Source organism: Streptomyces sp. NPDC059668 (assembly GCF_042734135.1).
In the GTDB taxonomy this organism is placed as follows: Bacteria; Actinomycetota; Actinomycetes; order Streptomycetales; family Streptomycetaceae; genus Streptomyces.
In genome coordinates, this window is sequence record NZ_JBHWEL010000006.1 from 29366 (window position 1) to 54983 (window position 25618).

Consider the following 25618-nt stretch of genomic DNA (forward strand, 5'->3'; position numbering starts at 1 on the left):
GCCCGGCCCCGCCCCCCCCCCCACGGCGCGGGGCCGCGCGCCGCCAGCCCGAGCCCCCCGCCCCCCCCCCCCCGCCGAAGGCCTCCGGGTCAGGCCGTCGGCTGCGTGAGGTCGTAGAAGGTGGCCGAACCGACCGTCACCTTCTTGAAGTTGGCCGTGACCCACGAGCTGATCCGGGAGGAGGCGGAGGTGCCGCCACCGCCCATGCCGCCGCCCATTCCGCCGCCCGAGATGAAGTAGTGGATCTTCCCGTCGGTCACGTACTTCTTGAACTGCGCCAGGGTCGGGGACGGGTCGGTGCCGTTGAAGCCGCCGATCGCCATGACCGGCTTGCCCGTGGCGAGCTGGTAACTCGCCGAGTTCTGGGAGCCGACGGCCGCGGCCGCCCAGGTGTAGTCGCCGGCGTTCTTCGACAGCAGCGTCCTGGCCGCGGAGCTGACGTTCGCCCCGTTCAGCAGACCGCCCGCGCCGCCGCCCCCGCCCATGCCGCCCTCACCGACGCCTCCGCCGGGCATGCCGCCCTGCTGGTTGCCGCCCTGGGTGGCGCCGTTGCCCTGCGGGTTCCCGTTGCCTTGCTGGTTCCGCCCCGGGAAGCCACCGGTGCCCCCCGTCGGGGGCTGTCCCATGCCGCCACCCTGCTGTCCGTTCTGCTGCGGCCCGTTGCCGTTCTGCCGGTTCTGGCCGCCGCCGGGGAACCCGCCCCGCATGCCGCCACCACCGGGACCGCCCCTCGTGCTCGCCCCGGCGGGGCCGGCCGTCACGATGGAGCCGGAGTGCCCGGTGCTCACCGTGGAGAGCGTGTACGCCGTCGGTCCCGCGAGCGCGGCCACGAAGCCCAGCCCCGCGGCCGCGAGCGCCAGACCGCGGCCGAGCCGGGTCACGAAGACCAGGCCGAGCGCGCCCGTCAGACCGCCGACGAGGACCAGCCACTTGAGCCAGGGCAGGTAGTCGGGGGTGCGGTCGAGGAGGACGTACCCCCAGGCCGCGGACGCGGTGACCGCGCCGGCCAGGGTGAGCGACGCCCACACCTTCCCCCGCTCCTCCCACAGCACCGTCGCGCCCATGCCGATGACGGCCGCGATGTAGGGGGCCAGGGCCACCGTGTAGTACTGGTGGAAGATGCCCGCCATGTAGCTGAAGACGAGCGTGGTCGTCAGCAGCGCGCCACCCCAGGCCAGGAACGAGCCGCGCGTCAGGTCGGTCCGCTTCGCCTTCCGGGTGAGGACGAGGCCCGCGACCAGCAGGATCAGGGCCGCCGGGAGCAGCCAGGAGATCTGGCCGCCGACCTCGGAGCCGAACATCCGGTCCCAGCCGGTCTCGCCCCACTGCCCGGTGCCGCCTCCACCGCCCCCACCGCCGCCGACGCTGCCGGTCTCGTCGCCGTTGATGCGGCCGAGACCGTTGTAGCCGAAGGTCAGCTCCAGGAACGAGTTGTTCTGCGAGCCGCCGATGTACGGGCGGGAGGACGCGGGCCACAGTTCGACGATCGCGACCCACCAGCCGCCGGCGACGAGCATCGCACCCGCCGAGAGGCCGATCTGCGCGAACCGCTTCCGCACGCTCACCGGCGCGCAGACCGCGTACAGCACGGCCAGCGGCGGCAGGATCAGGAACGCCTGGAGCGTCTTGGCGAGGAACGCGAACCCGACCCCGGCGCCCGCCAGGACCAGCCACTTCGTCCGGCCGTCCTCCAGAGCGCGGAGCACGCAGTAGACCGTGACGGTCATCAGCAGCGCGAGCATCGCGTCCGGGTTGTTGAACCGGAACATCAGCGCGGCGACGGGAGTCAGCGCGCAGACCGCGCCCGCGATCAGTCCGGCCGCCGGACTGAACCGGCGGCGCAGGGCCGCGTACAGGACACCGACCGTGGCGACGCCCATGAGCACCTCGGGGACGAGGATCGCCCAGGAGCCGAGGCCGAAGATCCGTACGGACAGCGCCATCGGCCAGAGCGAGGCCGGGGGCTTGTCGACGGTGATGGCGTTGGCCGAGTCGAGCGAGCCGAAGAAGAAGGCCTTCCAGCTCTGGCTGCCGGCCTGGACGGCCGCCGAGTAGAACGAGTTGGCGTAGCCGGAGGCGCTCAGGCCGTAGAGGTAGAGCAGCGCGGTGGCGAGGAGCAGTCCGGCGAGGGCGGGGCGCACCCAGCGCGGGTCCTCGGGCCGGCCTCGCCGGACGCGGTGGAGGAAGGGCCGCCGGGGTTCACCGGGTCCGGGAAGGGCGCCGGGCACGGCGGGCTCGCGTGGGGCTTGGCCATCCTCACCGGCGGGCACTCGTCGGGCGGGGACCGGGTCCGCGGAGGGGTGCGCGTCGCGCTGACGGCTCGTGTCGGGCTGAGTGGTCATCGTGCGTCCCTCGGATCGTGGTCGTGCGGGCGCACCGGCTGCAACTGCATGGTGGCGTCCCCCCGGATGCGGCCCGCGGCGTCACCGGCGCGGAACTCGTCGGTGTCGGCGGCGGTTTCGTGGGTGTTGGCGTGGGCGGTGTCGTACGTGTCGGCGTGGGCGGTGTCGTACGTGTCGGCGTGGGCGGTTTCGTACGTGTCGGCGTGGGCGGTTTCGTAGGTGTCGGCGTGGGCCTCGTCGTACGTGTCGGCGCAGATGCCGGCGTGCGGGGACCCCGGTGGATGCCGGTGGCCCTGCCGGGCCGGGGCCGTCGCGTACGAGGGCGCGGCCGGGGCCGGGGTGTGCGACGCCACCACCGTGGAGGACGCGCCCTCGCCCGTGCCGTCGCGCCGGTCCGGGAAGACCCAGGCGCGGAAGAGCAGGAACCGCAGCACGGTCGCCGCCAGGTTGGCGGCGATCAGTACCGCCAGCTCGGTGGAGTGCGCCGGGCTGCTCGTGGCCGCGTTCAGGGCGGCGAGCGATCCGCTGGTGAGCGCGAGGCCGATGCCGAAGACGACCAGGCCCTGTGCCTGGTGGCGGACCGCGCCGCCCCGGCCGCGGACCCCGAAGGTCAGCCGCCGGTTGGCCGCGGTGTTGGCGACCGCCGAGACCAGCAGGGCGAGCGCGTTGGCGGCCTGTGACCCGCAGAAGGACCGGAAGCCGCTGTAGAGCAGCAGGTAGAAGAGCGTGGACAGGGCGCCCACCACGCAGAAGCCGACCAACTGGCGGGCGAGTCCCCCCGGTACGTCGGGCAGGTCGCGGTCGCGCGGATCGTCCCCGAAGGGACGCGCGAGCCGGTCCAGCGGCAGCGATCCGGTGCCGAGGGCGCGCCCCACGCGCCACACGCCCTTCAGGTCGTCGGTCGCCGTCCGCACGATGTGCACGGTCGAGTCCGGGTCGTCGACCCAGTCGACCGGGACCTCGTGGATGCGCAGTCCGGCACGCTCGGCGAGCACCAGCATCTCGGTGTCGAAGAACCAGCCGGTGTCCTCGACCAGCGGCAGCAGCACCTGGGCGACATCACGGCGGATCGCCTTGAAACCGCACTGCGCGTCCGAGAAGCGGGCCTGCAGCGAGCCGCGCAGGATCAGGTTGTAGCCGCGGCTGATGAACTCCCGCCTGGCACCGCGCACCACCCGCGAACTCCGGGCCAGCCGGGAGCCGATGGCGAGGTCGGAGTGGCCCGAGATCAGCGGGGCCACCAGCGGCAGCAGGGCGTTGAGGTCGGTGGACAGGTCCACGTCCATGTAGGCGAGCACCGGGGCGTCCGAGGCCGACCACACGGTGCGCAGCGCGCGCCCGCGGCCCTTCTGTTCGAGCCGGCAGGACCGGACCTCCGGTATCCGCGACTCCAGCCGCGCGGCCACCCGGGGAGTGGTGTCCGTCGACGCGTTGTCCGCGACCGTGATGCGGAACGCGTACGGGAACGTGCGCTTGAGGTGCTCGTGGAGTCTCACCACACACCGCTGGAGGTCCTTCTCCTCGTTGTAGACGGGGATCACTACGTCCAGGACAGGCGTACCGGCGGACCCGGCCGGGAGGTGCTCCCGCGCCGGCAGGTTGCCGGGAGAAGAGTCGGTTCGCATGGGAACGACTCTGGTCAGACGCCCTGTCGCACCCATGTGGTGGCGCTGTGCTGTGGCTGTGAGTGCCGTTGCGTCCTTGCTTCCCCTGTTTCCGCGGTCGTTCGCGGGGTCGTCTCCACGATCGGGTCGCCGGTGAGCGCGGGCAGGTGCAGGGTGAACACCGTCCTGCCCGGCACGCTGTCGACGGTGACGGCGCCCCCGTGCGCGGACGCGACGGCCTGCACGATGGCGAGCCCGAGACCGGTCGAGCCGGAGGCGCGGGAGCGCGAGGAGTCGCCGCGCGCGAAGCGTTCGAACACGCGGGGCAGCAGGTCGGGTGGGATGCCGGGTCCGTCGTCCTGGACGTCCACGCACAGCCACGGCCCGTGCCGGTGCACACGCGCGGTGACCGTCGTACCGGGCGGGGTGTGCGTTCTGGCGTTCGCGAACAGGTTGACCATGACCTGTTGCAGACGGGCGGCGTCCGCGAGGACGAGCGCGGGTTCGTCCGGCAGTTCCAGCCGCCAGTCGTGGTCCCGGCCGGCCGCCCGGGCGTCGCTCACGGCGTCGACGACGAGCGGTACGAGGTCGGTGCCCTCGTGCTGGAGCGGGCGTCCGGCGTCGAGGCGCGCGAGCAGCAGCAGGTCCTCCACCAGCCCCGTCATCCGGCCGGCCTCGGACTCGATCCGCCCGAGGGCGTGCCGGGTGTCGGGGCCGGTCTCCTCGCGTCCGCGCCGGGTCAGCTCGGCGTACCCGCGGATCGACGCCAGGGGTGTGCGCAGCTCGTGACTGGCGTCCGCGACGAACTGCCGTACCCGCGTCTCGCTCTGCTGGCGGGCGTGCAGCGCGCCGTGGACGTGGTCGAGCATCCGGTTGAGCGCGGCGCCGACCTGGCCGACCTCGGTGTGCGGGTCGGCCTCGGACTCGGGGACGCGCTCGTAGAGGGTGACCTCGCCGGTGTGCAGGGGCAGTTCGGAGACGCGGGTGGCGGTGGAGGCGACCCTGCGCAGGGGGCGCAGGGCCAGTCCGACCAGGACACTGCCGGCGATGCCCGCCGCGACGAGACCGGCGCCGGTGACGCTGACCTCGACGAGGACCAGGGTGTCGACGGTGTTGGTGACGGTCCTGGTGGGGATGGCGACGTAGTAGGCGCCCCGGGGGCCTTCCTGGTACTCGACGCGGTACTCGCCCAGGCCCGGGACGTCCACGGTGTGCGTGCCGGTCCTCGGCACGGCGGCGAGCGCGGCCTTCTGGGCGGCGCCGAGCTCCTTGGTGCCCATGTCCGGGACACTGCCGACGGCGGTGTCGTTCTCCTTGGAGACGACCGCCCGGGTGATCACGCCGTCGGACACGACGGCACCGATGGTGTCCGCCTGGTTCGGCCCCCTGGTGAGGAAGTCGAAGACGTCGCCCGCCACGACGCCGGCCCCGTCGGACCGGGAGTCCGGAGGTGTCCCGGTGTCACCCGTCCGGCTCCCGCCCCCCGGTTTGAACGGGCCGGTGGCACGCTTGGCGACCTCGCCCAGTGTGTCGTCCAGTTGCTCGTAGAGATGCGACCGCAGCGCGAACGTCGTCACCGTCCCGATCACCGCGCACACCACCGCGATCAGCGTCACCGCGGAGACGACGAGCCGCGTCCGCAGGGTGCGCGGCTGTCGTCCCCGCCCCTGCCCACGCGTCCGTCGTCGTCCGCTCATGACACCGCGGGCTTGATCAGGTAACCGGCTCCGCGCCGGGTGTGGATCATCGGCTCACGTCCCGCGTCTATCTTGCGGCGCAGATACGAGATGTAGAGCTCGACGACGTTGGCCTGGCCGCCGAAGTCGTAGGACCACACGCGGTCGAGTATCTGTGCCTTGCTGAGCACACGCCGGGGATTGCGCATGAGGAAGCGGAGCAGTTCGAACTCCGTCGCGGTGAGGTGGATGTTGTCCCCGGCCCGGGACACCTCGTGGCTGTCCTCGTCGAGGGTGAGGTCCCCGACCACCAGCGTGGATTCGGAGCGCCGGTCGGCGGCGCCGGAGCGGCGGATCAGTCCGCGCAGCCTCGCCACGACCTCTTCCAGGCTGAACGGCTTGGTGACGTAGTCGTCGCCGCCGGCCGTCAGACCGGCGATACGGTCCTCGACGGCGTCCTTGGCGGTGAGGAACAGGACGGGTACGTCCGGCAGTTCACGGCGCAGCCGCCCCAGGACCGCGAGGCCGTCCATGTCGGGCAGCATCATGTCCAGCACCACGGCGTCGGGGCGGAACTCGCGGGCACTCTGCACCGCGCCCTGCCCGTCGCCCGCGCTGCGGATCTGCCACCCCTCGTAACGAAGGGCCATGGACAGGAGTTCGGTGATCGACAGCTCGTCGTCCACCACCAGGACTCGGACGGGGCTCCCGTCCGGCCTCAGCAGTTCGGTACGCCCCTGGGGCGAGGTCGTGGTCATAGCGGACACCTTGCTGGGCGCCGCTGAGAGCATCCTTTCGGAGACCTGTGATTTTTCTGAGAAACACACAGGCGCCTCTCAGGGAACCCCTGGGAAGCTCACGCGGTTCCCGGGGCGCCTCCGGGCGGGGGCGCGATCCCGAAGAGACGCGCACCGTTCTCGTAGCAGACCGCCCTCAGCCAGTCGTCCCCCAGGCCGAGCCGTTCCAGGGCGTGCAGTTGATGGGCGTAGGGGTACGGGATGTTCGGGAAGTCGGTCCCGAGCAGGATGCGGTCGCCGAGGGCGGCGAGCCGGGCCGACGCCTCCCGTGGGAACGGCGCGAGCCGCTCGCTGAAGTCCGTGAACGCCATCGTCGTGTCGAACCGCACCTCCGCGTACCGCTCGGCGAGAGCGAGGAACTCCTCGTACTCGGGCATCCCCAGGTGCGCGACGATCAGCCGCAGCCGGGGGTGCCGGGCGAGGAGCCGGCCGGCCGGCCCGGGCCCGGTGTACTTGCCGGGCGTGGGTCCGGACCCGCAGTGCATCACCACGGGGACGCCGGCCTCGGCGAGCAGCCCCCAACTGGTGTCGAGGAGCGGGTCGGCCGGGTCGTACGCGCCGACCTGGACATGTGCCTTGAAGACGCGGGCGCCCTGCTCCACCGCCTCCCGCACGTACGCCTCGGCGTCCGGCTCGGGGAAGAGGGTGGCGGTGTGGAGGCAGTCGGGTGTGCGGCGGGCGAAGCCGACGGCCCAGGAGTTGAGCCAGCGCGCCATGCCGGGCTTGTGCGGATAGAGCATCGCGGTGAAGGCCCGTACACCGAACTCCCGGATCAGCGCGAGGCGTTCGTCCTCGTCGCCGCGGTAGGTGATGGGCCATTCGATGCCGCCGGTCAGGGGGCCGAGGCCGTCGAAGTAGTCCCACACCTTGCGCAGGACCCGCTCGGGCATGAAGTGGGTGTGGACGTCGACGAGTCCCGGGAGCCCGAGCCGCTCCCAGAACCGCCGTACGTCCGCCCCGTCAGCCGTGCGCATGCTCGGACCTCCCGTCGCGCCGGACGTCGACAGGGTCCGGGGTTGATCGCTCATGGCGCCCACCTTGGTCGCCGGTGTCACCGCCGGTCCACTCCCTTTCCAAAAGGCGACCCCGAGGGGAACCGGGCTGTCGATCCCTCGCTCCCCGGCCGGCGCCCCCTCAGAACAGCCCGTCCTGCACGACGGCGTCCTCCGCCGCGCGGAACTCCCTTACGGGCACGGTGAATCCGCTCGCTCCCGCGGTCAGGTCCCAGCCGGTCATGAGCCGTGTGTCCAGCACGATCACTCCCCTGTCGGTCGCCAGATGGAGATCGGGACCGGCGGCGGCGACCAGCTCGCCGCTCACCGCGCCGCCTCCGGTCAGCTCGCTCACCGCGCCCACGGCCGCCGGGACTCCGTCGAGCCCGAACACCCCGGCGTGGTCGACGGCCCGGAACGGCGCCCGCTCCAGGGAGTCGGGCCAGCCGTCGAGCTCCGCGACGCGCGCGTGCAGCCTTCGGATCTCCGCCGGCCGCTCGGCCGCGTCCGGCAGCTCCGACCGCACCCTTCGCTTGTCGGCGTACCGGATCCGGTCCGGCACCCCGAGCGCGGCCCGCAGCAGCTCCTCGGCCCGCCGCGCGGCCATCAACGGTCCCTCTCCCAGCCAGCTGAAACAGACGGCCCCCTGCTCCAGCAGCCGCGCCGGCCCACGGGCCGACCCGGTGATCCCGACCTTCACCATCCCCGGTCCGAACCAGGCGATGTACACGCGGTACGGACGCGGGTCGTCGGCCATCGTGTCGGCGGCCACCGAGTGCGCCCGGTCCAGCCGCGCGCACTCCTCGCACCGGGCTCCCGTGCTCCGCCCCGGCACGGCCGCCCGTACGGGGCACGCGTTCCCCCGCGCGCCGACGCACGTCCGCCCGCCGCCGTCCGCCACCGCGAAGGCGACACGCTTCCCCAGGGACAGCGCGCTCTCCCGCCCGCCGCCCCACACGAGCACGGGACCGCCCGCCGACCACCGCAGACCCGAACATCTCCACGTCTGTGCCATCACCCACGAGCGTAGGCGCTGCCACTGACAACGTGCCGGGGCCGCCCGCACGGGGTGCGCCCACGCCCACTCCGCCGACGAACGCCGTCGCGCGCACCGGTCCTCACCGCTTCCTCGGAGTCATCACCGCGGGCTTCTCACCCCGGCCCCTGTCCCATCCGCCCGGCGATCCGGTCCAGGGACTCGGCCATGCGTCCCAGGGCGGCCGCCATCGCGTCCTGACTCCGGGCGATCATCTCCTGGCTCCTGCTGATCACCGCCTGGCTCCGGGCGCGCGCGTCCTGGCTCCGGGCCAGGGGCCGCCGGCCGTGGCCGGACTCCCGCAGCGGCCGGTTCGTCCCCGCCGCCGGCCGTTCACGCCGCGCCGCCGGCCGCTCACCCTCGGCAGCCGGTGCGGTGCGCTCGGCAGGCGGTGCGGTGCGCGCCGCCGCCCGGGCCGCGAGTTCCTCGTTCGCCAGGATGTTCCGCCCCTCCAGCCGTACGAGGGAATCGGCGACCTGCCGAGGCACGACGTACGCGACACTCCCGTCGGAGGCGGGTTGCACGGGAGCCGGTTCGAGGGCGTAGCAGCCGTCGCGCTGGATGGCCACGACGGCCTCGGCGACCCACGCCTTGAAGGGCTCGCACTCGGGTTTGGCGCATCCGTTGACGAGCCGGACGAGGCCCCGCAGATTCACCATCTTCATCGACTTCTTGAGCCTGCTGCCCGCGATCCTGCTCGAACCGTCGGCTCCCTGGACGCTTCGCGCGAGCTCCTCCAGACTCTGCCGGCAGTCCGCCGCGACATGCCGGAGGAGGGCTTGGCGGGTGTTCGTGTACCCGAGGGCCCGGGCCACGTCCGCCGCCGGGAACCAGTGCTCCCCCTGCGGCAACGTCACCCTCCGCACCCGCGCCCCGGTCGCCGCGAACACGAAGTCGTTGACGTCGATCGCGTCCTGCTCGTCCATCGAGCATCACCTCCACGCCGGAAATTAGGCGAGGAACCATGCAACTCCCGTAGAGATCAACGATGTTCACCCGATAGGCGACAGAAGGATCGATTCGGCGCAAGTCCCCCGCCACGGAGGCCCCCCGACCGGGCGTCAGGCGCCCGGCGGGATCCGAACCCGCGCACCTCTGGCCGTCGATACCCTCTTGCGATGTCGAACAAGTCAGCGGCTGCGGAAATCGGCCTCGCCCGTGTGATGGCGCACTGCGGCGGAAACCCGGTCGGCGCCGTCAGATTCTTGGTGCGCGCGATAGCCGCCGCACCGGCGGACCCGGAGCCCTATGCGACCCTCGCCGAGTTGTGGGGAGACCGCCGCGCGGAACTGGAGCAGGGCCTGGAAGGGGACGGCTCCCTGAGCGCCGTGCTGGTGCAGGCGTACTTCCTGTTCCTCGAAGGAAACATGGACGACGCGGTGATGACGCTGGGCTCGGTCACGGGAGTACGGCCCGACGTGGCCTGGGGTGCCGCCCCATGGTTCGGTGATGCGCGCTTTCTCGGCGCGGTGAGCTGCGAGGCGCTGGCCGAGGCGTGTCTGCGGACGCTGGACTACGGCCACGACCTGGACACCGACGCCATGCGTGAACGGTTCGCGCCCTGGTTCCACGCCATCGACGTGGTGTCCGGACGGAGTCCCGTGCCGGAGTCGCTGGCCGCCATGGCCCGGCTGCCCCGGGCCTGCGGCCGCTACGAGCTGGCCTTCGCCCTGTGCGACCGCGCCGACGCCGCCGAGCGGGTCATGTGGACCGCGGTGGCACGAGCGGCCACCTGGCGCGTGATGGGCGACCTGGACCGTGCCGCGGCGTCCTTCGAGGACGCCTTGTCCCTGGACCCTGCCAACTGGTCCCTCTGCCTGGACCTTGCCGACGTCCGAGCCGAACAGGGCGACTTCGCCGCGGCCGTGGGCCTCGTCGAACGGGGCCTGGCACACGCACCGCACGAACTGTCCCTGCGCGCGGCGGGCGCCGCCTACCGCGCACGTCTGTCCGGCTCGTCCGACGACCTCCGGGCCCTCATCGTCCTGGCGCCGGAGCTCACGAACGGCTCCTACCGGACGTCGCTGATCGACCACGCCTGTGCGGGCCCGGGGCTGCCACGGGCACTCGTGGCCGAGGCCCGCCGAATCCGGGAGGACTGAACACATCTGGTCCCCGGCCAGTGGGCCACTTCCCCCAAGCCAGGAAGACTCGCGGTCCGCTCCCGGACCTGGTCCTCCACGCCCGCCGAGCACGATAGAAGTTCGACGGGCCGCGGATGTCGAGAACGGGCCGCCGGTTCCGTCCCAGGGACATCAGCGGCCACCAGCGGCCGCGCGAGGAAGAAGGAGCAACCGGCATGGCGATTCAACGGATGGACAACGTCGGCATCGTCGTCGAGGACATGGACGCCGCCATCGCGTTCTTCGTGGAGCTCGGTATGGAGCTGGAGGGCAGGGCGGAGGTCGAGGGCCCCTTCGCCGACCAGTGCACCGGACTCGACGGCGTCCACTGTGACATCGCGATGGTCCGGACCCCGGACGGCCACAGCCGAATCGAACTGGCGCAGTACCGGAGCCCCGCGGCGATCAGCACCGAGCCGCGCAACCGGCCGCACAACGTCCTGGGCACGCACCGCGTCATGTTCGCCGTCGACGACATCGAGGACACCGTTGCCCGCCTGCGCCCTCACGGCGCCGAACTCGTCGGCGAGATCGCCCGGTTCGAGGACAGCTATCTGCTCTGCTACCTCCGCGGCCCGGAGGGCATCATCGTCGGCCTGGCCGAACAACTGCGCTGAGGGTTCCGGGTCAGGGCGGGCACCTCCCCGCGACCGGGACCGTGTGCCGCGTGCCGTGTGCCGTGTGCCGTGTGCCGTGTGCCGTGTGCGCGACGGTCCACGATCGTGGACCGGTGTCGGTCCACCCGCTGTGCCGGTGTACTTGGCCGTGACATGGGCTATCCGATCCCACCGAGGGACGATCAAATCGGTGAGTTGCCGCCGGTTGACCCGCAGTTGGCGTCCGGCCGCGGTCGGCCCCAAGCCTGACGACGTGGCGGTACAACCAGAAGGGGAGGTCAGCGGTCTCACGTGTGTCCGGCATCCACCCGTCGGCCGTCCTTTCAGGGACCGGCCCGGTCGTGCGACTGCCTGTCCACCCTCTCTCCAGGAGCACCATGCGCCTCAAGCAGGTCTCGCTCGCGGCGGCGATATCCGTCGTCGCGGGTCTGACCACCGCTGCCGTCGGCCTCACCGGGCCTGTCGCTTGGGCCGACGCCGACGACACGGCCGCACTGCCGCTTTCGCACTACGCCCACATGGTGGTCGACGGTGCTCACCAGCACCTCTTCTTCAGTCAGGGCGCCGGCACGACCGGCATCGTGGTGACCGACCTGTCCGGCGACCCCGTCACCACCATCGACGGCGAGCAGGGCGCTGACGGCCTCGCGCTGTCCGCCGACGGCAAGACGCTGTACGCGGCCCTGACCGACGGCGACGCGATCGCCGCCATCGACACGGCGACGCTCACCGAGACCGGCCGCGTCGGCACGGGCGCCGCCAGCGCCCCGGTCTCCGTCGCCGTGGCCGGCGGCAAGGTCTGGTACGGCTACACGGCCGACGACGGCAAGGGCACCGTCGGCTCGCTGGACCCCTCCGCCGCCGACCCCGCGCCGACCCCGCAGCCCGTCATGCCGCACTGGTCGGCGGCCCCCCTTCTCAGCACGGGCGGCGGGGTGCTCGCGGTGCAGGACGCCCAGTCCTCCATGACGCACGTCGCCACCTACGACGTCTCCTCCGGGACCGCCTCCCTCAAGGTCGACATGGGCATCGGCGGCGCCGCGACCGGCCCCGTCCAGATCACCGCGGACGGCACGAAACTGCTCGTTCCGCAGTCGACCGCCGTGTACGTGTACAGCACGGCGGACCTCAGCGCCGCCAAGCCCTACGTGTACTACACCGGCGGCGTCAACTCCTCCCCCGACTCCGCCGCGGTCGACTCCGACGGCACGATCGCCCTCGGCAGCACCGCGGGCTCGGGCGCGGGCGCCTACGTCTACGCGGCCGACCAGATCGCCGAGAACCACCTCGCCTTCCCGGCCGGCACCGTCGTCCGCGGCGGCCTCGTCTGGGGCGCCGACGGCCGCACGCTCTACGCCGTCACCCGGGACAACGGGTCCTACACCCTCGACGTCCTCGGCGACGCCAAGCTCACGGACACCCAGCTCTCCCTGAACGCCCCGACGCCGTACGCGATCCCCGCCCAGCAGTTCACGCTGAACGGAACGGTGGGCGGCCACGGCTTCGTGCCGGCCGGCGCCACGCTGAAGGTCACCCGCGACGGCACCGATCTGCCCGACGCCACGGTCGGCGCGGACGGCTCGTTCCGCATCACCGACACCCGCCAGGACGAGGGCACGTACACCTACGGGGTGTCCTACGCCGGCGACGCGACGCACCGGCCCGCGACCACCTCGCTGACGGTGGGGGTGTCCCGGCTCGGAACCTTCATCCCGTACCCGGAGTTCAGCTCGGCGGCGCCGCACAAGGTGGCCTTCACCGGCACGGTCATGACGGACCTGAGCCGCGGCCCCTTCGCCCAGGGCGACACCGTCGAGGTGACCCGGACGAACGAGGACACCCACGAGTCGGTCCAGCTCCCCGCGACCCCGCTCGACCCGGCCACCGGCACGTTCACGGTCACCGACGACCCGGGGACGGCCGGATGGTTCACCTACCGCCTGTCGTTCGGGGGTGACCTCACGCACCAGCCGGGCGCGAACGACGTGAGCACCACCATCTCCCCCTACGCCCCGGCCCTTACGCTGAAGGCCCCTGCGACCGCCACCCGCGGCGCCGCGCTGAGCTTCGGCGCCGTGCTGGGCGACGGCCCGTACGACAGCGGCGAGACGGTCACCGTGACCCACACGGACGCGGCGCACACCACGACGCCCGTGACGTGGACGGCCCCCGTGGCCGCCGACGGCACGATCACCGTCAAGGACACCCCGTCCACCGGCGGCACCAACACCTACACGGTCAGCTACGCGGGCGACACCAGCCACCGGGCGGCCACCGCCTCCGCGATCGTCCAGGTCTCGCGCGCCACGACGAGCCTGTCCGTGGCCGCCGACGCCTCGACCTACGCGTACGGCGCGACGGCCACCGTCACCGCCCACTTGGGCACCACGTACAACGGCCGTACGGTCTCGCTCTACGCCACGCCCGCCGGCGACAAGAAGACGCTGGTCAAGACGGGCACCGTGGACAGCAAGGGCAACCTGACGGCCACGTACAAGCTCGCCGGCAACACGACGTTCACCGCGTCCTACGCGGGCGACTACCGCTACGCCCCGGCCACGGCCACCCGCGCCGTGAGCGACCAGGTGAAGATCGCGCAGGCTCTGAGCGGCTACTACACGAGCACCACGTACAGCGGCACGACCTACCGCGTCTACCACCACACGGCACAGCCGACGGTGACCACGACCGTGTCCCCGAACAAGTCCGGCCAGTGCGTGCACTTCCAGGTCCAGCAGTACTACAGCGGCGCCTGGCACACACTCAGCACCTCGGGCTGCTTCACCCTCACCTCCAAGAGCACCGTGACGGCGCGGCTGAGCCTCTCCCACGCGGTCAACCAGAAATTCCGCGTGCGCTCGGAGTACGTCCACAGCTCGAAGGACACCACCAACGTGAGCACGTGGGGCGGCTGGCAGTACCTGACGGTCAGGACCTGAGCGCCTGAGGCCGCGGGTCCTGAACGGGCCGCATGACAAGTGAGCCGGCGAGTGATCGGCGTTTCTGACCGCGCTCATGCCAAAGGCCCCCCGGGATCATCCCGGGGGGCCTTTGGCCTGTGTGCACTCGGCAGGATTCGAACCTGCGACCTTCTGATCCGCAGCTCTGGCCAGTTCGGTCAACGCCGGTCATTCCGATCGCTCCAGGGTCCCTGAGGGACGCCGATGGGCGGGGGTAGTCGCTGGGGTTGCGGTACCGCGCTGCTGTACGGCTTGCTTCGCTGCCAGATTCCGGGCGTGAGCTTCACGTCGTAGCCGCCGTTCGTAGTCGGCGATCTGACGGACAACGGGGACGCTGGTGGCAGTTCGAACCAACCGCTCGTTTTCACGATCCACCAGGAAGGGACCGTTGCCTCCCAACCGAGGGCGCGCCCCGCTCTGACCATCCCAGACCGCACCCCAGTAGAAGATCCACCCGAACGGCAAGGCCTCCACACGCAGGATCTGAAGGTCGAACTCGACGCAGCTCCGTGCGCCGTCGATCTCGGCAAGCACCAGTCGGCGCGCGTCCTCCTCGGTCAGCATCGCCCGATGATGACATGGCGGCATCACACGCCGGGACGTTCACACCTGGCGTACGCCCGCTTTAGGAGCGAGGTTGGGTAGTTCTGGGCCTGACCTGTGGGTTTCCACCCTTGGAAGGGGTGGACCGATCCTCGCTTTGAGCACCGTAGTTCCCCCTGGGTCCCCGCCTGTTCTGGCACGAGAGTGGACGGCGCGGGGCCCGTTGGATTCGCCGGTCAGATGTCCAGCCGCCGCGGATCACCGGGGACCGTCCGTATCCAGGAGCGCAATTTCCAGCAGACTGCGACGGGTCCTACGAGCATGCAAAGCATCCACAGGCCCACGCTGGCGGGGGAGATCATGTAGTACTCCCACCGCTCCGGAAGCAGGGCTGGAAGCGCGATCGCCAGCACGAGAGCAAGCCACGTGCCTATCACCGTGAGTACGGCCTTAGACACGATTACCGCTCTCCGCATTGCATTCCCCGCCTTCGCTGTTCTCCTTCAGCCGTAGGCTATATCGCGATTTTTTTGAGGTCTGGTCTCATCTTTATCAGGTCGATCACAGGGCCCTGTCGACGGTGGTCAGCCCCTATCGTGTCGTGGCTGATCAGTCGCTGACGTCCAGGCTTGACCGCCGCCGTCGGCGACTGTTGGTGTCATCCGCTGGTGTCAGGGGCGAGTCGGTCTTGGCGGGGGACCACGTGGCCAGGTCCTTCCCATAACGAACGGCCGCGAGTGCGAGGCTCAAGGCCCCTACGCAACGTATGAACTTATCGTCTTCGGTGACGAGATACACCGCGATCGGTATCACGCCTACCAGGTTCCCGTGTGGGTGATGCCACCATCTGTTCTTGTCTGCCATCTCAATCCCCCCTCATGCGGCACCCTAATGGCAGTGGCGTGGGCTCGCATGTGCCATCTGTCGCACCTCACCCACCACTGGCCTCGGCTTCCATCCCGTCTGCCGTCGGCCCACAATCCGTGGAGCGGGTGTGGTTCAGGGCGTCCAGGTGGAGCGCGCCACTGTACGAACGACCGGGACGCCCTGGGCCGCGTCTGCTCGGCTCTGCCTGGGTCGATGGCAGACGGGATGAAAGTGTCTTCTCTCAAGTGCGCCACGGCTGAGGCCTGCCGGATTCTGCGGGCCGTGGCTCGGCGGGCCGCCTCCCCCGCCCATCGGGCGGGGCTTGATGAAGTAGAGGAATCTGTAACAGCGGTCGCTAGCCCCGCACTTCGCAGGCTGCTGGTTCGGCTTGGGACCCACCCACCCCCGCTGGCCAGAGATCTGAGCTGATTTCGCCCTCCGCCACCGGTGAAGGACGGCATGGCTGGGACGATGCCCCGGTGAAGTACTTCTCGCATTTCAGCACCGATCCTGGTCATGACCGGCAGCAGCTTTCGGAGCCCAGGCGGGCCGAGTCCGGTCAGTGGGCGAAGCTGGAGGCCGCGCTCGCGGTGATCAATCGCGACCTGACGGCGACCCTGCCGGGTCAGGACGCGCTGATACTGATGGTTGACCCCTCTGGGCAGCCCTTGCCCCCGAACGGGATCGACAGGGGGCAGGTCTACGTGGCGATGGCCGACGGCCGTTGGCACGGCAACTCGGTGAATGCGTGCGACCTGGAGGAAGGTGACCCGCCAGAGCCGGACGATGCGACAACGGTCCTGACCGCGGTCGCAGATGCGGCGCAGTCGACCGTCATGGAGTTGCTCTGGCAGGTCTGGCCGATCTGCTGGGAACACAAGATCGGAATGCACGCTCGTCCCGCAGGGACCACTGACGACTGGTACCAGGGCGAAACCGACGCGGCCGGCCCACCGGTGTGGTGGTGCCGGGGCAGCCGGGACGGCAATTGCCACGACGTCTCCCTGGTGGGCGAGCTGGCCGCCACCCTGCGGGGAAAGCAGCGTCGCGCGCTGCGGCACAACGAGCGTAAACAAAACGGTCGTTGAGAGCTGCGGGGCCAGATGACTGCGCAGTGCTGCCGGAATCCACTCATCGCTTCCACCCGCGAAGTACGGGGCCAGCCGACTGCGCTCCGCTCGGCCAGGCCCCGCAGGGACTCGGGAACCGCGAGACCAAGACCGAGGACTCCGACGACTTCCTTCCTCTGCCGGCGCTCTGCCTGAAGGCGCTGCGGATGCGTCATGGCCAGCAGGCCGGCGACCGGGCAGCCGCCGGGGATCTCTGGCAGGACAGCCACGGCCTGATCTTCACCACGAAGTACGGGACCCCGATCGAGCCGGGCAACCGGGCCCGCATGTTCGCTCTGCGTGCCCGCCGTGCCCGCCGTGCCCGCCTCCGGATGATCCCGCTTGATCCCGCTGCGGAACACCTGGCACACGCGCAGTTCGCTTCTGGTCGCGCTCAAGGTCCATCCGAAGGTGGCCCAGCGCATCCTGCGGCCCTCGCAGATCGCCATGACTATGGAGGCCTACGCCGAGGCGAGCGAGGAAGAGGTGCCCGCAGCGATCGGCAAGCTGTCGGACGCCATGGGCGGTACGGACTGGCACGGTTGCTGTACTTCGCTGCTGTACGGCCCGAAAACGCAAGAGGCCCCGGATCTCTCCGGGGCCTCTCACCTGTGTGCACTCGGCAGGATTCGAACCTGCAACCTTCTGATCCGTAGTCAGATGCTCTATCCGTTAAGCTACGAGTGCTTGTTCTGCTGTTGTACCGCCGTCGCGCTTCCGGGCTTTTGACCCGCTCGCGGCGACAGGAAGAACATTACATGACTGCCGCCGCCATGTGAAATCCATTGGCCGCACCCCTTGTGAGCTGGGGAAACGCACTTCCGTGAGGGCGTAACGCCGAAGCCCCGGTCCACAGGGACCGGGGCTTCGGATCTTGCTGCGGAGGCGGAGGGATTTGAACCCTCGATGGGCTTTAAGGCCCAAACCGCATTAGCAGTGCGGCGCCATAGACCGGACTAGGCGACGCCTCCAGCACTACCGCCCGCGCGAGCGCGAGTGGTGCGTTGCAGATGATGACACAGCCGGGTGGGCTGTCACCAATCGGCTCCTACGGTACTAGGCAGGCGGGCCGCAGAGCAAAGTCCCCCAGGCCCTCGGGGCGTCGCGCAACCGGGCGGGGCGCGGGGCGTTAGTCAGGTCATGTCGCGTCGTCCCGCTCCCACACCTCAGCCCTCTCCCACCTCCCCCGCCTCTCCGCCCTCCCTCACCTCCGTGCCCTCACTGTCCCCCCTGTCCCCCTGGTCCCCCCTGTCCTCCTTCGTCTCTCTGTTCTCTCCCGTCTCCCGGTCCTCTTCTTCCGTCACCCAGGCCTCCTCCGTCTCCGTCCGCCGGCCCCGGGCCTCCTCCGTCTCCGTCCGCCGGCCCGCCCCCGGACACCGGCCTCCCCTCGCCTCCCGGCTCGCGCTCGCCACCGCCGTGTCCGTCTCCGCCGTGCTGTCCGCCGTGCCCGCCGCCGCGCACGCGCAGACCGCACCGGGTGAAGGCCCGCACCCGGAGGCCACGCGCCCGGAGGAGCCCCGCACGGGACCCGCCGCCGTCCTGATGCCCCCGCCGGTCCGCACGGAGGACTCCGGGGACCGGCTCACCGTCACCGTCCGCCACCTGGGAGGCACCGGCGACGGGACGTACGAGCTGCGGTGTCATCCAGCCGGTGGCGATCACCCGGCCCCGGAGCAGGCGTGCGAGACGCTCGACCGGCGGACGACCTGGGGCAAGGACCCCTTCGCCCCCGTCGCGCCCGACACCGTCTGCACGATGCTCTACGGCGGGCCGGCCACCGCCCATGTGACCGGGACCTGGGCCGGACGGCCCGTCGACGCCCGGTTCGACCGCTCCGACGGATGCCAGATCGCCCGCTGGGACGCCCTCGTGCCGCTGCTGCCCGGCACCGGCCTGTAGCCGCGTGACGGTCACGCGGGGCGGCACCGGCGCCCGGCGGGGGACACAGCGGGATCATGGTCCGGGGGGAAGGCCGAAACGCACGGTCACAGGTTCTACGTCTCATCCGCGTCGGTTCTGCGTGCGACCTCCCTCTCATCCGGCATCGCGAGCGCGACCTCTGCCCGTAGACTCCCTCGCGTGACACGCTGCGGGCAGGTTGGCAAGATGGCCCTCGCGGTCGGCAAGGTGCGGTAACAGGGAGGAAGCGTCTCGTGAGCAGCAGGCCATCCCGAGGCGCTGCTCGCCTCGCAGCCATACTGGACGCGCTGCCCGACGCGTTGGTGCTGGTCAACGCCAACGGAACCGTCGTCAACGCCAACACCATCGCCCTGGAGGCCTTCGAGGCCCCGGGCACCGCTCTGGTGGGACGTGGACTGCTCGACCTGCTTCCGCAGTTCGACTCGCGGCTGATCCCCGGGTCCATGCGCAGGCCCGACACCATCGACGAGCGCGGGCGGACCAAGCCGACCCGGATGGTCGCGCGGCGCACCGACGGGAGCGAGTTCCCGGTCGAGGTCACCAGCGCGAACCTGGAGAACGGCCAGCAGGCCTACGACACCCACGGCTACACCGCCGACGAACTGCTCATGCTCGTCGTGCGCGACCTGTCGGGCACCGTCGACACCGAGGCCGAACTCGCGCGTTCACAGCGCCAGACCGAGATGATCCTGCGGGCCGCGGCCGAGGGCGTGGTCGGGACGGACACCGAGGGACGGGTCGTGCTGGTCAATCCGGCGGCCGCCCAGATACTCGGATACCGGGCCAGCGACCTCGGCGGGCAGGACCTGCACTCCCTCATCCTGCACTCGCGCGCCGACGGCGAGACGTTCGCGTACGAGGAGTCCCCGCTCGCCGACACCCTGCGCTCCGGGCGCAAGCACCGGGTGCGCGGGCAGGTGCTGTGGTCCAAGTCCGGGGACAAGGTTCCGGTCGACCTCACGACCGCTCCGGTCCGGGACGGGGACCAGCTCGTCGGCGCCGTGATGACCTTCACCGACCGCCGGCCGTACGACACCCTCGTCGAGGAGAAGGACACCGAGGCCACCCGGCACGCCGAGGAGCTCGCACGCATCGCCGAGGAGCACGCCGGGGAGCTCGACGCCCTGCGCGCACAGCACGCGGCCGAGCTCGCCGAGTCGGGCGAGCGGCACGAGGAGGAACTCGCCGCGGGCGACGACCGGTACGCGGCGCTCGGCGAGCGCGAGAAGGACCGCTACGAGGCGCTGGCGGCCCGGCACGACCAGCTGCTCGCCGTGCTCGGACAGTCCCTGCGCGGTCCCCTCGACCAGCTGCGCGGCGAACTGTCGAAGCTCGCCGCCGACGACGCCGGGCAGCTGTGGCCCGAGGCCAACCAGGTCCTGCACCACCTCGCCGCCGGCTATTCGCGGATCACGACGCTGGTCGACAACGTGCTCGGCTACCAGCGTCTCGACTCCGGCGCCGACCAGATCGTCCGTACGAACGTCATGCTCGACGCGGTCGTCGCGGCCGGTGTCGACGGCGCCGTCGAACTGATCGGGCCCGGGCGGGTGCAGTTCGCCGTGCACGCGCCGCCCATCGAGGCGCAGGTCGACGCCGGACTGCTGGCGAGGGCCCTCGCGCATCTCGTCGCGGACGTCGCGGGCGTCGACGCGACCGGCAACACGCCGGTGTCCGCGGGCGGCTACATGGACAACACCGTCGTGGTCGCGGCGGCGCAGCGCGGCGAGGTCGTACGGATCGAGGTGCGCGGGCCGTACGCCGGGGGAGACCCGGTGCACGAGCCGATCGTGCGCGGGATCGTGCGCGCGCACGGCGGTGTGCTGCAGACGCACGAGGTGCCCGGGATGAGCGGCAGCGCGTTCGTGCTGGAGGTGCCGATCGGGACCGGCGCCGGAGCCGTCGTACCCCCCGTCCCGGCGATGCCGCAGATCGAGGCCCCGGCCTCCACCGGCGCCGAGGTCGCGCTGCCCGAGCAGGCCTCGCACCAGGGCGGTGGCAGGCGACGGGCCCGGCGGTCCTCGGTGGACGCCTTCCTGGAGAGCGAGGTCGCCGCCGCGGAGCCGGTGGCGTCCGAGAGCGGCGCGGTCGCTCCCACCGGACGGCGCCGCCGGCGCGCGGCCGGCGAGCAGGGCACCGCCGAGGTGTCCGTGCCCGCGCAGGGGTCCGGCGCCGAGGTCTCCGGTGACGACGGCTCCGGGGGCACCGGCCGCCGGCGCGGGCGGCCGAGTGTCGTCGAGGACGCGGGTGACGGCGGGACCGAGGCCGTCTCCGAGGGCGCGGTCGTCATGGCGGGCGAGCACGGGGCGGGGACCGCGGCCGTGGGTACGGGACTGGGCGGGACGGTGCCTCCGCAGGGAGTGCCCGTGCCCGCCGGGTCCGCCGGGCCGTCCGGGTCCTCCGGGCGGCGTGCCCGGCGTGACGGGGAACAGCACGCGCTGCCGCCCGCGCTGCCCGTGGCCGCCGGCGCGCCGAACACTCCGGGCGCCCAGGTCGCGACGAGCGCGCCGGGCGCACCCGGCGACCAGGGGCCGCACGAGGCCGGCGGGTCCGCCGAGGGTTCACCGGCCGGCGGTCGGCGGCGGCGCGCCCTGGCCGCGGCGGCCGAACGCGCCGCGGCCGCGCAGGAGACCGGTGCCCGTCCCGTGTTCGCGCTCCCGCCCGCGGACGCGGACCGCTCACCCGAGTACATCCAGGCCCAGCAGGCGCAGCAGGCCCAACTCGCCCAGCAGCGGCTCCTGGAGCAGGGCGGTGCCGCGGTGGGCGCCGGGCACCTCCACGGCGTCGAGGGCCGTCACGACGTGATGTCCGCCGGCCCGGCCGACGAGCACACCCCGCCCCAGCCGCACCCCGTCCCCACATCGTCGGGCCGGCGCCGCGCCCAGCAGGCACCGGTTCCGGCCCAGCCGGGCGCGCTCCCGCCGGGTCCGCTCCCGTCGCCTCAGGTACAGCCGCCCCAGGTCCGCCCGGCGCCCGCCCAGCCCGGTCCGGTCCAGCACGGTGCCCTTCCGCCGGGCGCTGTCCCGGCCGGTCCGACGGGAGGGCCCGCGCAAGGCGCCCCCGTACAGTCGCCCCCCGTGCCGGGGCTCCCCGGACAGGCCGCCCCCGCGCAGGGCCGTCCCGCCGCGGCCCCCCTGGCCTGGCCGGCCCCGAACGCCGAGGACACCTCGGGTGCCGGGACTCCCGCCCCCGTGCGGCCGGGCGCCCCGGCGGCCCCCGTACCTCCCGCCGCGGCCGCCCCCCAGCCGCCGCGGCCCCGACCGGAGAGTCCCGCCCCGGGCACCCCTCTGCCGCCCGAACTGCCCGCGCAGGCCCAGCCGCAGCCCTCGCAGCGACCCCAGCCGCAGGCGCGGGTCGCCCAGCCGCTGCCCGCCGAGGCCGCCGCGCCGGTCGACCCCAACTCGACGCAGGGCCGGGCGATCAGCGTGCGGACTCTCGGGCAGGGTGTCCCGTTCGGCCGCCAGGGTGCCTCCAACGGATCGCAGGCGTCGGCGCAGACGCAGTCCGCCACGCCTCCCCCGCACCAGACGAACGGCTCCGGCCGCCGCCGCAAGCTCGGCACGCCCCCGACGCCCGTCTCCGAGCGCCCGGAGAGCGCGGCCCGCGCGCACCCGACGGCCGGTCAGGCCCCCGGGACCCGGCTGCCCGGCGCCACCGACGGTGCCGGACGTTCGTACGCCATAGGAGCCCCGGACAAGAACGCCGACGAGGGCCCCGAGCCGCTGGACGGTCCCGGCGGCGCGGTCGAGGTCGCCGATCAGCCGCACCCGCGGCCCGTGGACGACGAGCTGCCGCCCGAGCCGCTGGACAACCCGCGCCGGCTGCTCGTCTGGCCCGCTCCGGACGTGACGACCCAGCAGGCGCTGAGCGACCGCGGCTACCGGCCCGTCATCGTGCACTCGCGCGAGGAGGTGGACGCGCAGATCGCCGCGTTCCCGGCCGCGCTCTTCGTCGACCCGCTGACCGGCCCGATCACCCGCACGGCGCTCCAGTCCCTGCGCCAGGCCGCCGTCGCCGCCGAGGTGCCGGTGCTGGTGACGGCGGGGCTCGGGCAGGCGACGCGGGAGGCGGCGTACGGTGCCGATCCCGCCGTGCTCCTGAAGGCGCTGGCGCCCCGGGACTCCGAGCAGCATCCGCCGCGGGTGCTGCTCATCGAGGAGCACGCCGAGATCGCGCTGGCGCTGACCTCGACGCTGGAGCGGCGTGGCATGCAGGTGGCGCGGGCGTCCACGGACGAGGACGCGGTGACGCTGGCCTCACAGCTGCGGCCGAACCTGGTCGTGATGGATCTGATGCAGGTACGGCGCCGGCGCGCCGGCATCGTCGACTGGCTGCGGGCGAACGGGCAGTTGAACCGCACCCCGCTCGTCGTCTACACCGCCGCCGTCGACCAGGCCGAACTGCCGCGGCTCGCCGCGGGGGAGACGGTGCTGTTCCTCGCCGAACGCTCGACCAGCGCCGAGGTGCAGGACCGGATCGTCGACCTGCTCGCACGGATCGGCACCAACTGACCCCACGCGCCGGCCTCCGGCGTCCGTACGGGGCCGCGGCGTTCGTACGACGGTGACGGCCCGTGCGTGTGCGTACGCCGGGCGGGGAGCCGTGGGGCCGCCCGCCCGGCGTACGGGGGTCAGAGCCTGGTCACGTCCAGCTCACCCTGCGCGTACTGCCTGCGCAGCACCTTCTTGTCGAACTTGCCGACGCTCGTCTTGGGGACCGCCCCGATGATCGTCCAGCGTTCGGGGAGCTGCCACTTGGCGATCCTGCCCTCGGTGGCGAGGAAGGCGCGCAGCGACGCGAAGTCGGCGGTGGAGCCCTCCCTGAGGACGACGGTGGCCAGGGGGCGCTCGCCCCACCTGTCGTCGGGGACGGCGACGACGGCGGCCTCGGTGACGTCCGGGTGGGACATCAGCGCGTTCTCCAGGTCGACCGACGAGATCCACTCGCCTCCCGACTTGATGACGTCCTTGGCGCGGTCGGTGAGGGTCAGGAAGCCGTCGTGGCTGATGGTGCCGACGTCACCGGTCTTGAGCCAGCCGTCCTCGCTGAACTTGTCGGCGGGCCGGTGGGGCTCGGTGCCCTGGCCGCCGTAGTAGGCGCCGGCGATCCACGGACCGCGCACCTCCAGCTCGCCCGCGGACTCGCCGTCCCAGGGGAGCCGTTCACCGCCGGGGCCGGTGAGACGGGCCTCGACACCGGCCGGGAAACGGCCCTGGGTGAGGCGGTAGGCGAACTCCTCGGCCGTGCCCACGGCACCGGCCGGCGGCCGGGCGACGGTGCCCAGCGGCGACGTCTCCGTCATGCCCCAGGCGTGGCAGACCCGCATCCCCAGCTTGTCGAAGGCCTCCATGAGCGAGGGCGGGCAGGCCGAGCCGCCGATCGTGACCTGGGTGAGGGAGGAGACGTCGCGGGGCTTGGCGTGCAGTTCGCCGAGGAGTCCCTGCCAGATGGTGGGGACGGCCGCGGCGTGCGTCGGCCGCTCGGCCTCGATCATCTCGGCGAGCGGCGCGGGCTGGAGGAATCGGTCCGGCATGAGGAGGTTCACGCCGGACATGAACGTGGCGTGCGGCAGCCCCCAGGCGTTGACGTGGAACTGCGGGACCACGACGAGGGAGGTGTCCTGGTCGGTGAGGCCCATCGACTGGGTCATGTTGACCTGCATGGAGTGCAGGTAGATCGAGCGGTGGGAGTAGACGACGCCCTTGGGGTCGCCGGTCGTGCCGGAGGTGTAGCACATGGCCGCGGCGGCGCGTTCGTCCAGCTCGGGCCAGTCGTACGTGGTCGGCTTCCCCGCGATGAGCTCCTCGTACTCGTGCACCCGCACGCTCGCTCCGGCGAGCAGTGAGCGGTCGCCGGAACCCGACACGACGACGTGCTCCACCGTCGGCAGCCGGGGGAGCAGGGGTGCGAGCAGGGGCAGCAGGGAGCCGTTGGCGACGATCACGCGGTCGGCGGCGTGCTGGACGATGAACACCAACTGCTCGGCGGGGAGGCGGAGGTTGAGGGTGTGCAGGACCGCGCCCATGGAGGGGATCGCGAAGTACGCCTCGACGTGCTCGGCGTTGTTCCACATGAGGGTCGCGACCCGGTCGTCGTCCACGACCCCGAGGTCCTCGCGCAGCGCGTGCGCCAACTGGGCGGCACGGGCGCCGATCTCGGCGTAGGAACGGCGCTGCGGTTCTCCCTCACCCGTCCAGGTGATCACCTGTGATGTGCCGTGTATGGCCGACCCGTGGGTCAGGATCCTCGAGATCAGCAGTGGTACGTCCTGCATCGTGCTCAGCACGGCGTCCTCCCGGGGCGACATTGCCTACGCGGTGGTAAGGGTTGCGCTGATTCTGCGCACATACCGCTCGGTATGTCACTAGGTCCGGGTGATCGATCAAGTCACAGGGGCCGGGCGGCCGCGGAGGGAGCCGCGTGAGGGACCGCGGAACACCGGTCCGGAGTCAGCGCACGGGCTCCAGCTCGGGGTCCTCACGCAGCTTGCCCAGGGCCCGCGACACGGCCGACTTCACCGTCCCGACGGAGACGCCGAGCACCTCCGCCGTCTGCACCTCGCTCAGGTCCTCGTAGTACCGCAGGACGACCATGGCCCGCTGCCGCGCCGGCAGCTTCATGATCGCGCGCCACATCGCGTCGTGCAGCGCCTGCTGTTCGGCGGGGTCCCCGGCCGGCACCCCGTCGGGCTCCGGCAGCTCGTCGCACACGAACTCGTCGACCTTGCGCTTGCGCCACTGCGACGTCCGCGTGTTCAGCAGCGCCCGCCGTACGTAACCGTCGAGCGCCCGGTGGTCCTCGATCCGCTCCCACGCGACATACGTCTTGGTCAACGCGGTCTGCAGCAGATCCTCCGCGTCGCTCGGGTTGGCGGTCAGCGACCGGGCGGTGCGCAGCAGCACCGGCTGACGGGCCTTCATGTACGACGCGAACGACGGGTAGGACGGATACGACGGGTACGTGAAGGTCCGCGTCGCGACGTTCGCACCGCTGGTGCAGACGGGTGTGGTCATGCCTCCACGCTAGGAGTGA

At 71.9% G+C, this 25618-nt stretch carries 17 protein-coding genes, 2 tRNA genes and 1 pseudogene; 7 read left to right on the forward strand and 13 right to left on the reverse strand.

The features are described from left to right. Positions 1-89 precede the first annotated feature (89 nt). The 7 genes from ACFV2J_RS07020 to ACFV2J_RS07050 form a co-directional block, all read right to left on the reverse strand. Positions 90-2342, reverse strand: a complete 2253-nt coding sequence (locus tag ACFV2J_RS07020; RefSeq protein WP_385085795.1) for an ArnT family glycosyltransferase — start codon at positions 2340-2342, stop codon at positions 90-92. Then, a complete protein-coding gene (locus tag ACFV2J_RS07025; protein WP_385085797.1) occupies positions 2339-3967 on the reverse strand; it encodes a glycosyltransferase in 1629 nt (542 codons plus the stop codon). The genes ACFV2J_RS07020 and ACFV2J_RS07025 overlap by 4 nt, the downstream gene beginning before the upstream one ends. Before the next feature lie 14 nt (positions 3968-3981). Then, positions 3982-5643, reverse strand: a complete 1662-nt coding sequence (locus tag ACFV2J_RS07030; RefSeq protein WP_385085799.1) for a sensor histidine kinase — start codon at positions 5641-5643, stop codon at positions 3982-3984. After that, positions 5640-6380: a response regulator transcription factor gene (locus tag ACFV2J_RS07035; RefSeq protein ID WP_385085801.1), complete on the reverse strand. Its 741-nt coding sequence runs from the start codon at positions 6378-6380 to the stop codon at positions 5640-5642. Before ACFV2J_RS07035 ends, ACFV2J_RS07030 begins: the two co-directional genes overlap by 4 nt. Before the next feature lie 98 nt (positions 6381-6478). After that, positions 6479-7393 carry an amidohydrolase family protein gene (locus ACFV2J_RS07040; RefSeq protein ID WP_385085823.1) on the reverse strand — a complete coding sequence of 305 codons (915 nt, stop codon included), beginning with the start codon at positions 7391-7393 and terminating at the stop codon, positions 6479-6481. 160 nt (positions 7394-7553) lie between these two features. After that, the gene (locus ACFV2J_RS07045; RefSeq protein WP_385085803.1) at positions 7554-8426 is read right to left on the reverse strand and encodes a DUF2797 domain-containing protein; all 873 of its coding nucleotides are present in this window, start codon (positions 8424-8426) and stop codon (positions 7554-7556) included. A gap of 137 nt (positions 8427-8563) precedes the next feature. Continuing rightward, on the reverse strand, positions 8564-9373 hold the full coding sequence (locus tag ACFV2J_RS07050) for a Bro-N domain-containing protein (protein ID WP_385085805.1): 810 nt from the start codon (positions 9371-9373) through the stop codon (positions 8564-8566). A 192-nt stretch (positions 9374-9565) separates the two neighbouring features. Here ACFV2J_RS07050 and ACFV2J_RS07055 point away from each other — a divergent pair, with 192 nt between their 5' ends. From ACFV2J_RS07055 to ACFV2J_RS07065, 3 genes are all read left to right on the forward strand, one after another. Beyond that, positions 9566-10549: a tetratricopeptide repeat protein gene (locus ACFV2J_RS07055; RefSeq protein ID WP_385437628.1), complete on the forward strand. Its 984-nt coding sequence runs from the start codon at positions 9566-9568 to the stop codon at positions 10547-10549. Between the two features lie 197 nt (positions 10550-10746). Further along, positions 10747-11187 (forward strand): VOC family protein, encoded by a 441-nt coding sequence (locus tag ACFV2J_RS07060; protein WP_385085809.1) that lies wholly within the window; start codon positions 10747-10749, stop codon positions 11185-11187. 377 nt (positions 11188-11564) lie between these two features. Further along, positions 11565-14126, forward strand: a complete 2562-nt coding sequence (locus tag ACFV2J_RS07065) for a hypothetical protein (protein ID WP_385085811.1) — start codon at positions 11565-11567, stop codon at positions 14124-14126. 189 nt (positions 14127-14315) lie between these two features. On the opposite strand, the gene ACFV2J_RS07070 is transcribed toward ACFV2J_RS07065, so the two are convergent. Together ACFV2J_RS07070 and ACFV2J_RS07075 are read right to left on the reverse strand one after the other, a co-directional pair. Next, positions 14316-14711, reverse strand: a complete 396-nt coding sequence (locus ACFV2J_RS07070; RefSeq protein ID WP_385085813.1) for a hypothetical protein — start codon at positions 14709-14711, stop codon at positions 14316-14318. A gap of 215 nt (positions 14712-14926) precedes the next feature. Continuing rightward, positions 14927-15148, reverse strand: a complete 222-nt coding sequence (locus tag ACFV2J_RS07075; protein ID WP_385085815.1) for a hypothetical protein — start codon at positions 15146-15148, stop codon at positions 14927-14929. A gap of 888 nt (positions 15149-16036) precedes the next feature. Between ACFV2J_RS07075 and ACFV2J_RS07080 the strand changes: the two genes are divergently transcribed. Together ACFV2J_RS07080 and ACFV2J_RS07085 are read left to right on the forward strand one after the other, a co-directional pair. Further along, on the forward strand, positions 16037-16645 hold the full coding sequence (locus ACFV2J_RS07080) for a hypothetical protein (RefSeq protein ID WP_385085817.1): 609 nt from the start codon (positions 16037-16039) through the stop codon (positions 16643-16645). Positions 16646-16761: 116 nt separating this feature from the next. Then, positions 16762-17197 (forward strand): annotated as a pseudogene (locus ACFV2J_RS07085) (site-specific integrase); the annotation flags it as partial. A gap of 83 nt (positions 17198-17280) precedes the next feature. Here the strand turns inward: ACFV2J_RS07085 and ACFV2J_RS07090 are convergent. Both ACFV2J_RS07090 and ACFV2J_RS07095 read right to left on the reverse strand, forming a co-directional pair. Continuing rightward, a tRNA-Arg gene (locus ACFV2J_RS07090) sits at positions 17281-17353 on the reverse strand. Between the two features lie 193 nt (positions 17354-17546). Then, a tRNA-Ser gene (locus ACFV2J_RS07095) sits at positions 17547-17637 on the reverse strand. A gap of 241 nt (positions 17638-17878) precedes the next feature. Here ACFV2J_RS07095 and ACFV2J_RS07100 point away from each other — a divergent pair. Together ACFV2J_RS07100 and ACFV2J_RS07105 are read left to right on the forward strand one after the other, a co-directional pair. Further along, complete coding sequence (locus ACFV2J_RS07100) at positions 17879-18565, forward strand: SSI family serine proteinase inhibitor (RefSeq protein WP_385085819.1); 687 nt, start codon at positions 17879-17881, stop codon at positions 18563-18565. A 254-nt stretch (positions 18566-18819) separates the two neighbouring features. Further along, positions 18820-23097 carry a PAS domain-containing protein gene (locus ACFV2J_RS07105; RefSeq protein ID WP_385437631.1) on the forward strand — a complete coding sequence of 1426 codons (4278 nt, stop codon included), beginning with the start codon at positions 18820-18822 and terminating at the stop codon, positions 23095-23097. Positions 23098-23216: 119 nt separating this feature from the next. On the opposite strand, the gene ACFV2J_RS07110 is transcribed toward ACFV2J_RS07105, so the two are convergent. Together ACFV2J_RS07110 and ACFV2J_RS07115 are read right to left on the reverse strand one after the other, a co-directional pair. Beyond that, entirely contained in the window at positions 23217-24893 is a 1677-nt protein-coding gene (locus tag ACFV2J_RS07110) for a long-chain fatty acid--CoA ligase (RefSeq protein ID WP_385090306.1), read from the reverse strand. 142 nt (positions 24894-25035) lie between these two features. Continuing rightward, a complete protein-coding gene (locus tag ACFV2J_RS07115) occupies positions 25036-25599 on the reverse strand; it encodes a SigE family RNA polymerase sigma factor (RefSeq protein ID WP_385090309.1) in 564 nt (187 codons plus the stop codon). Positions 25600-25618 lie beyond the last annotated feature (19 nt).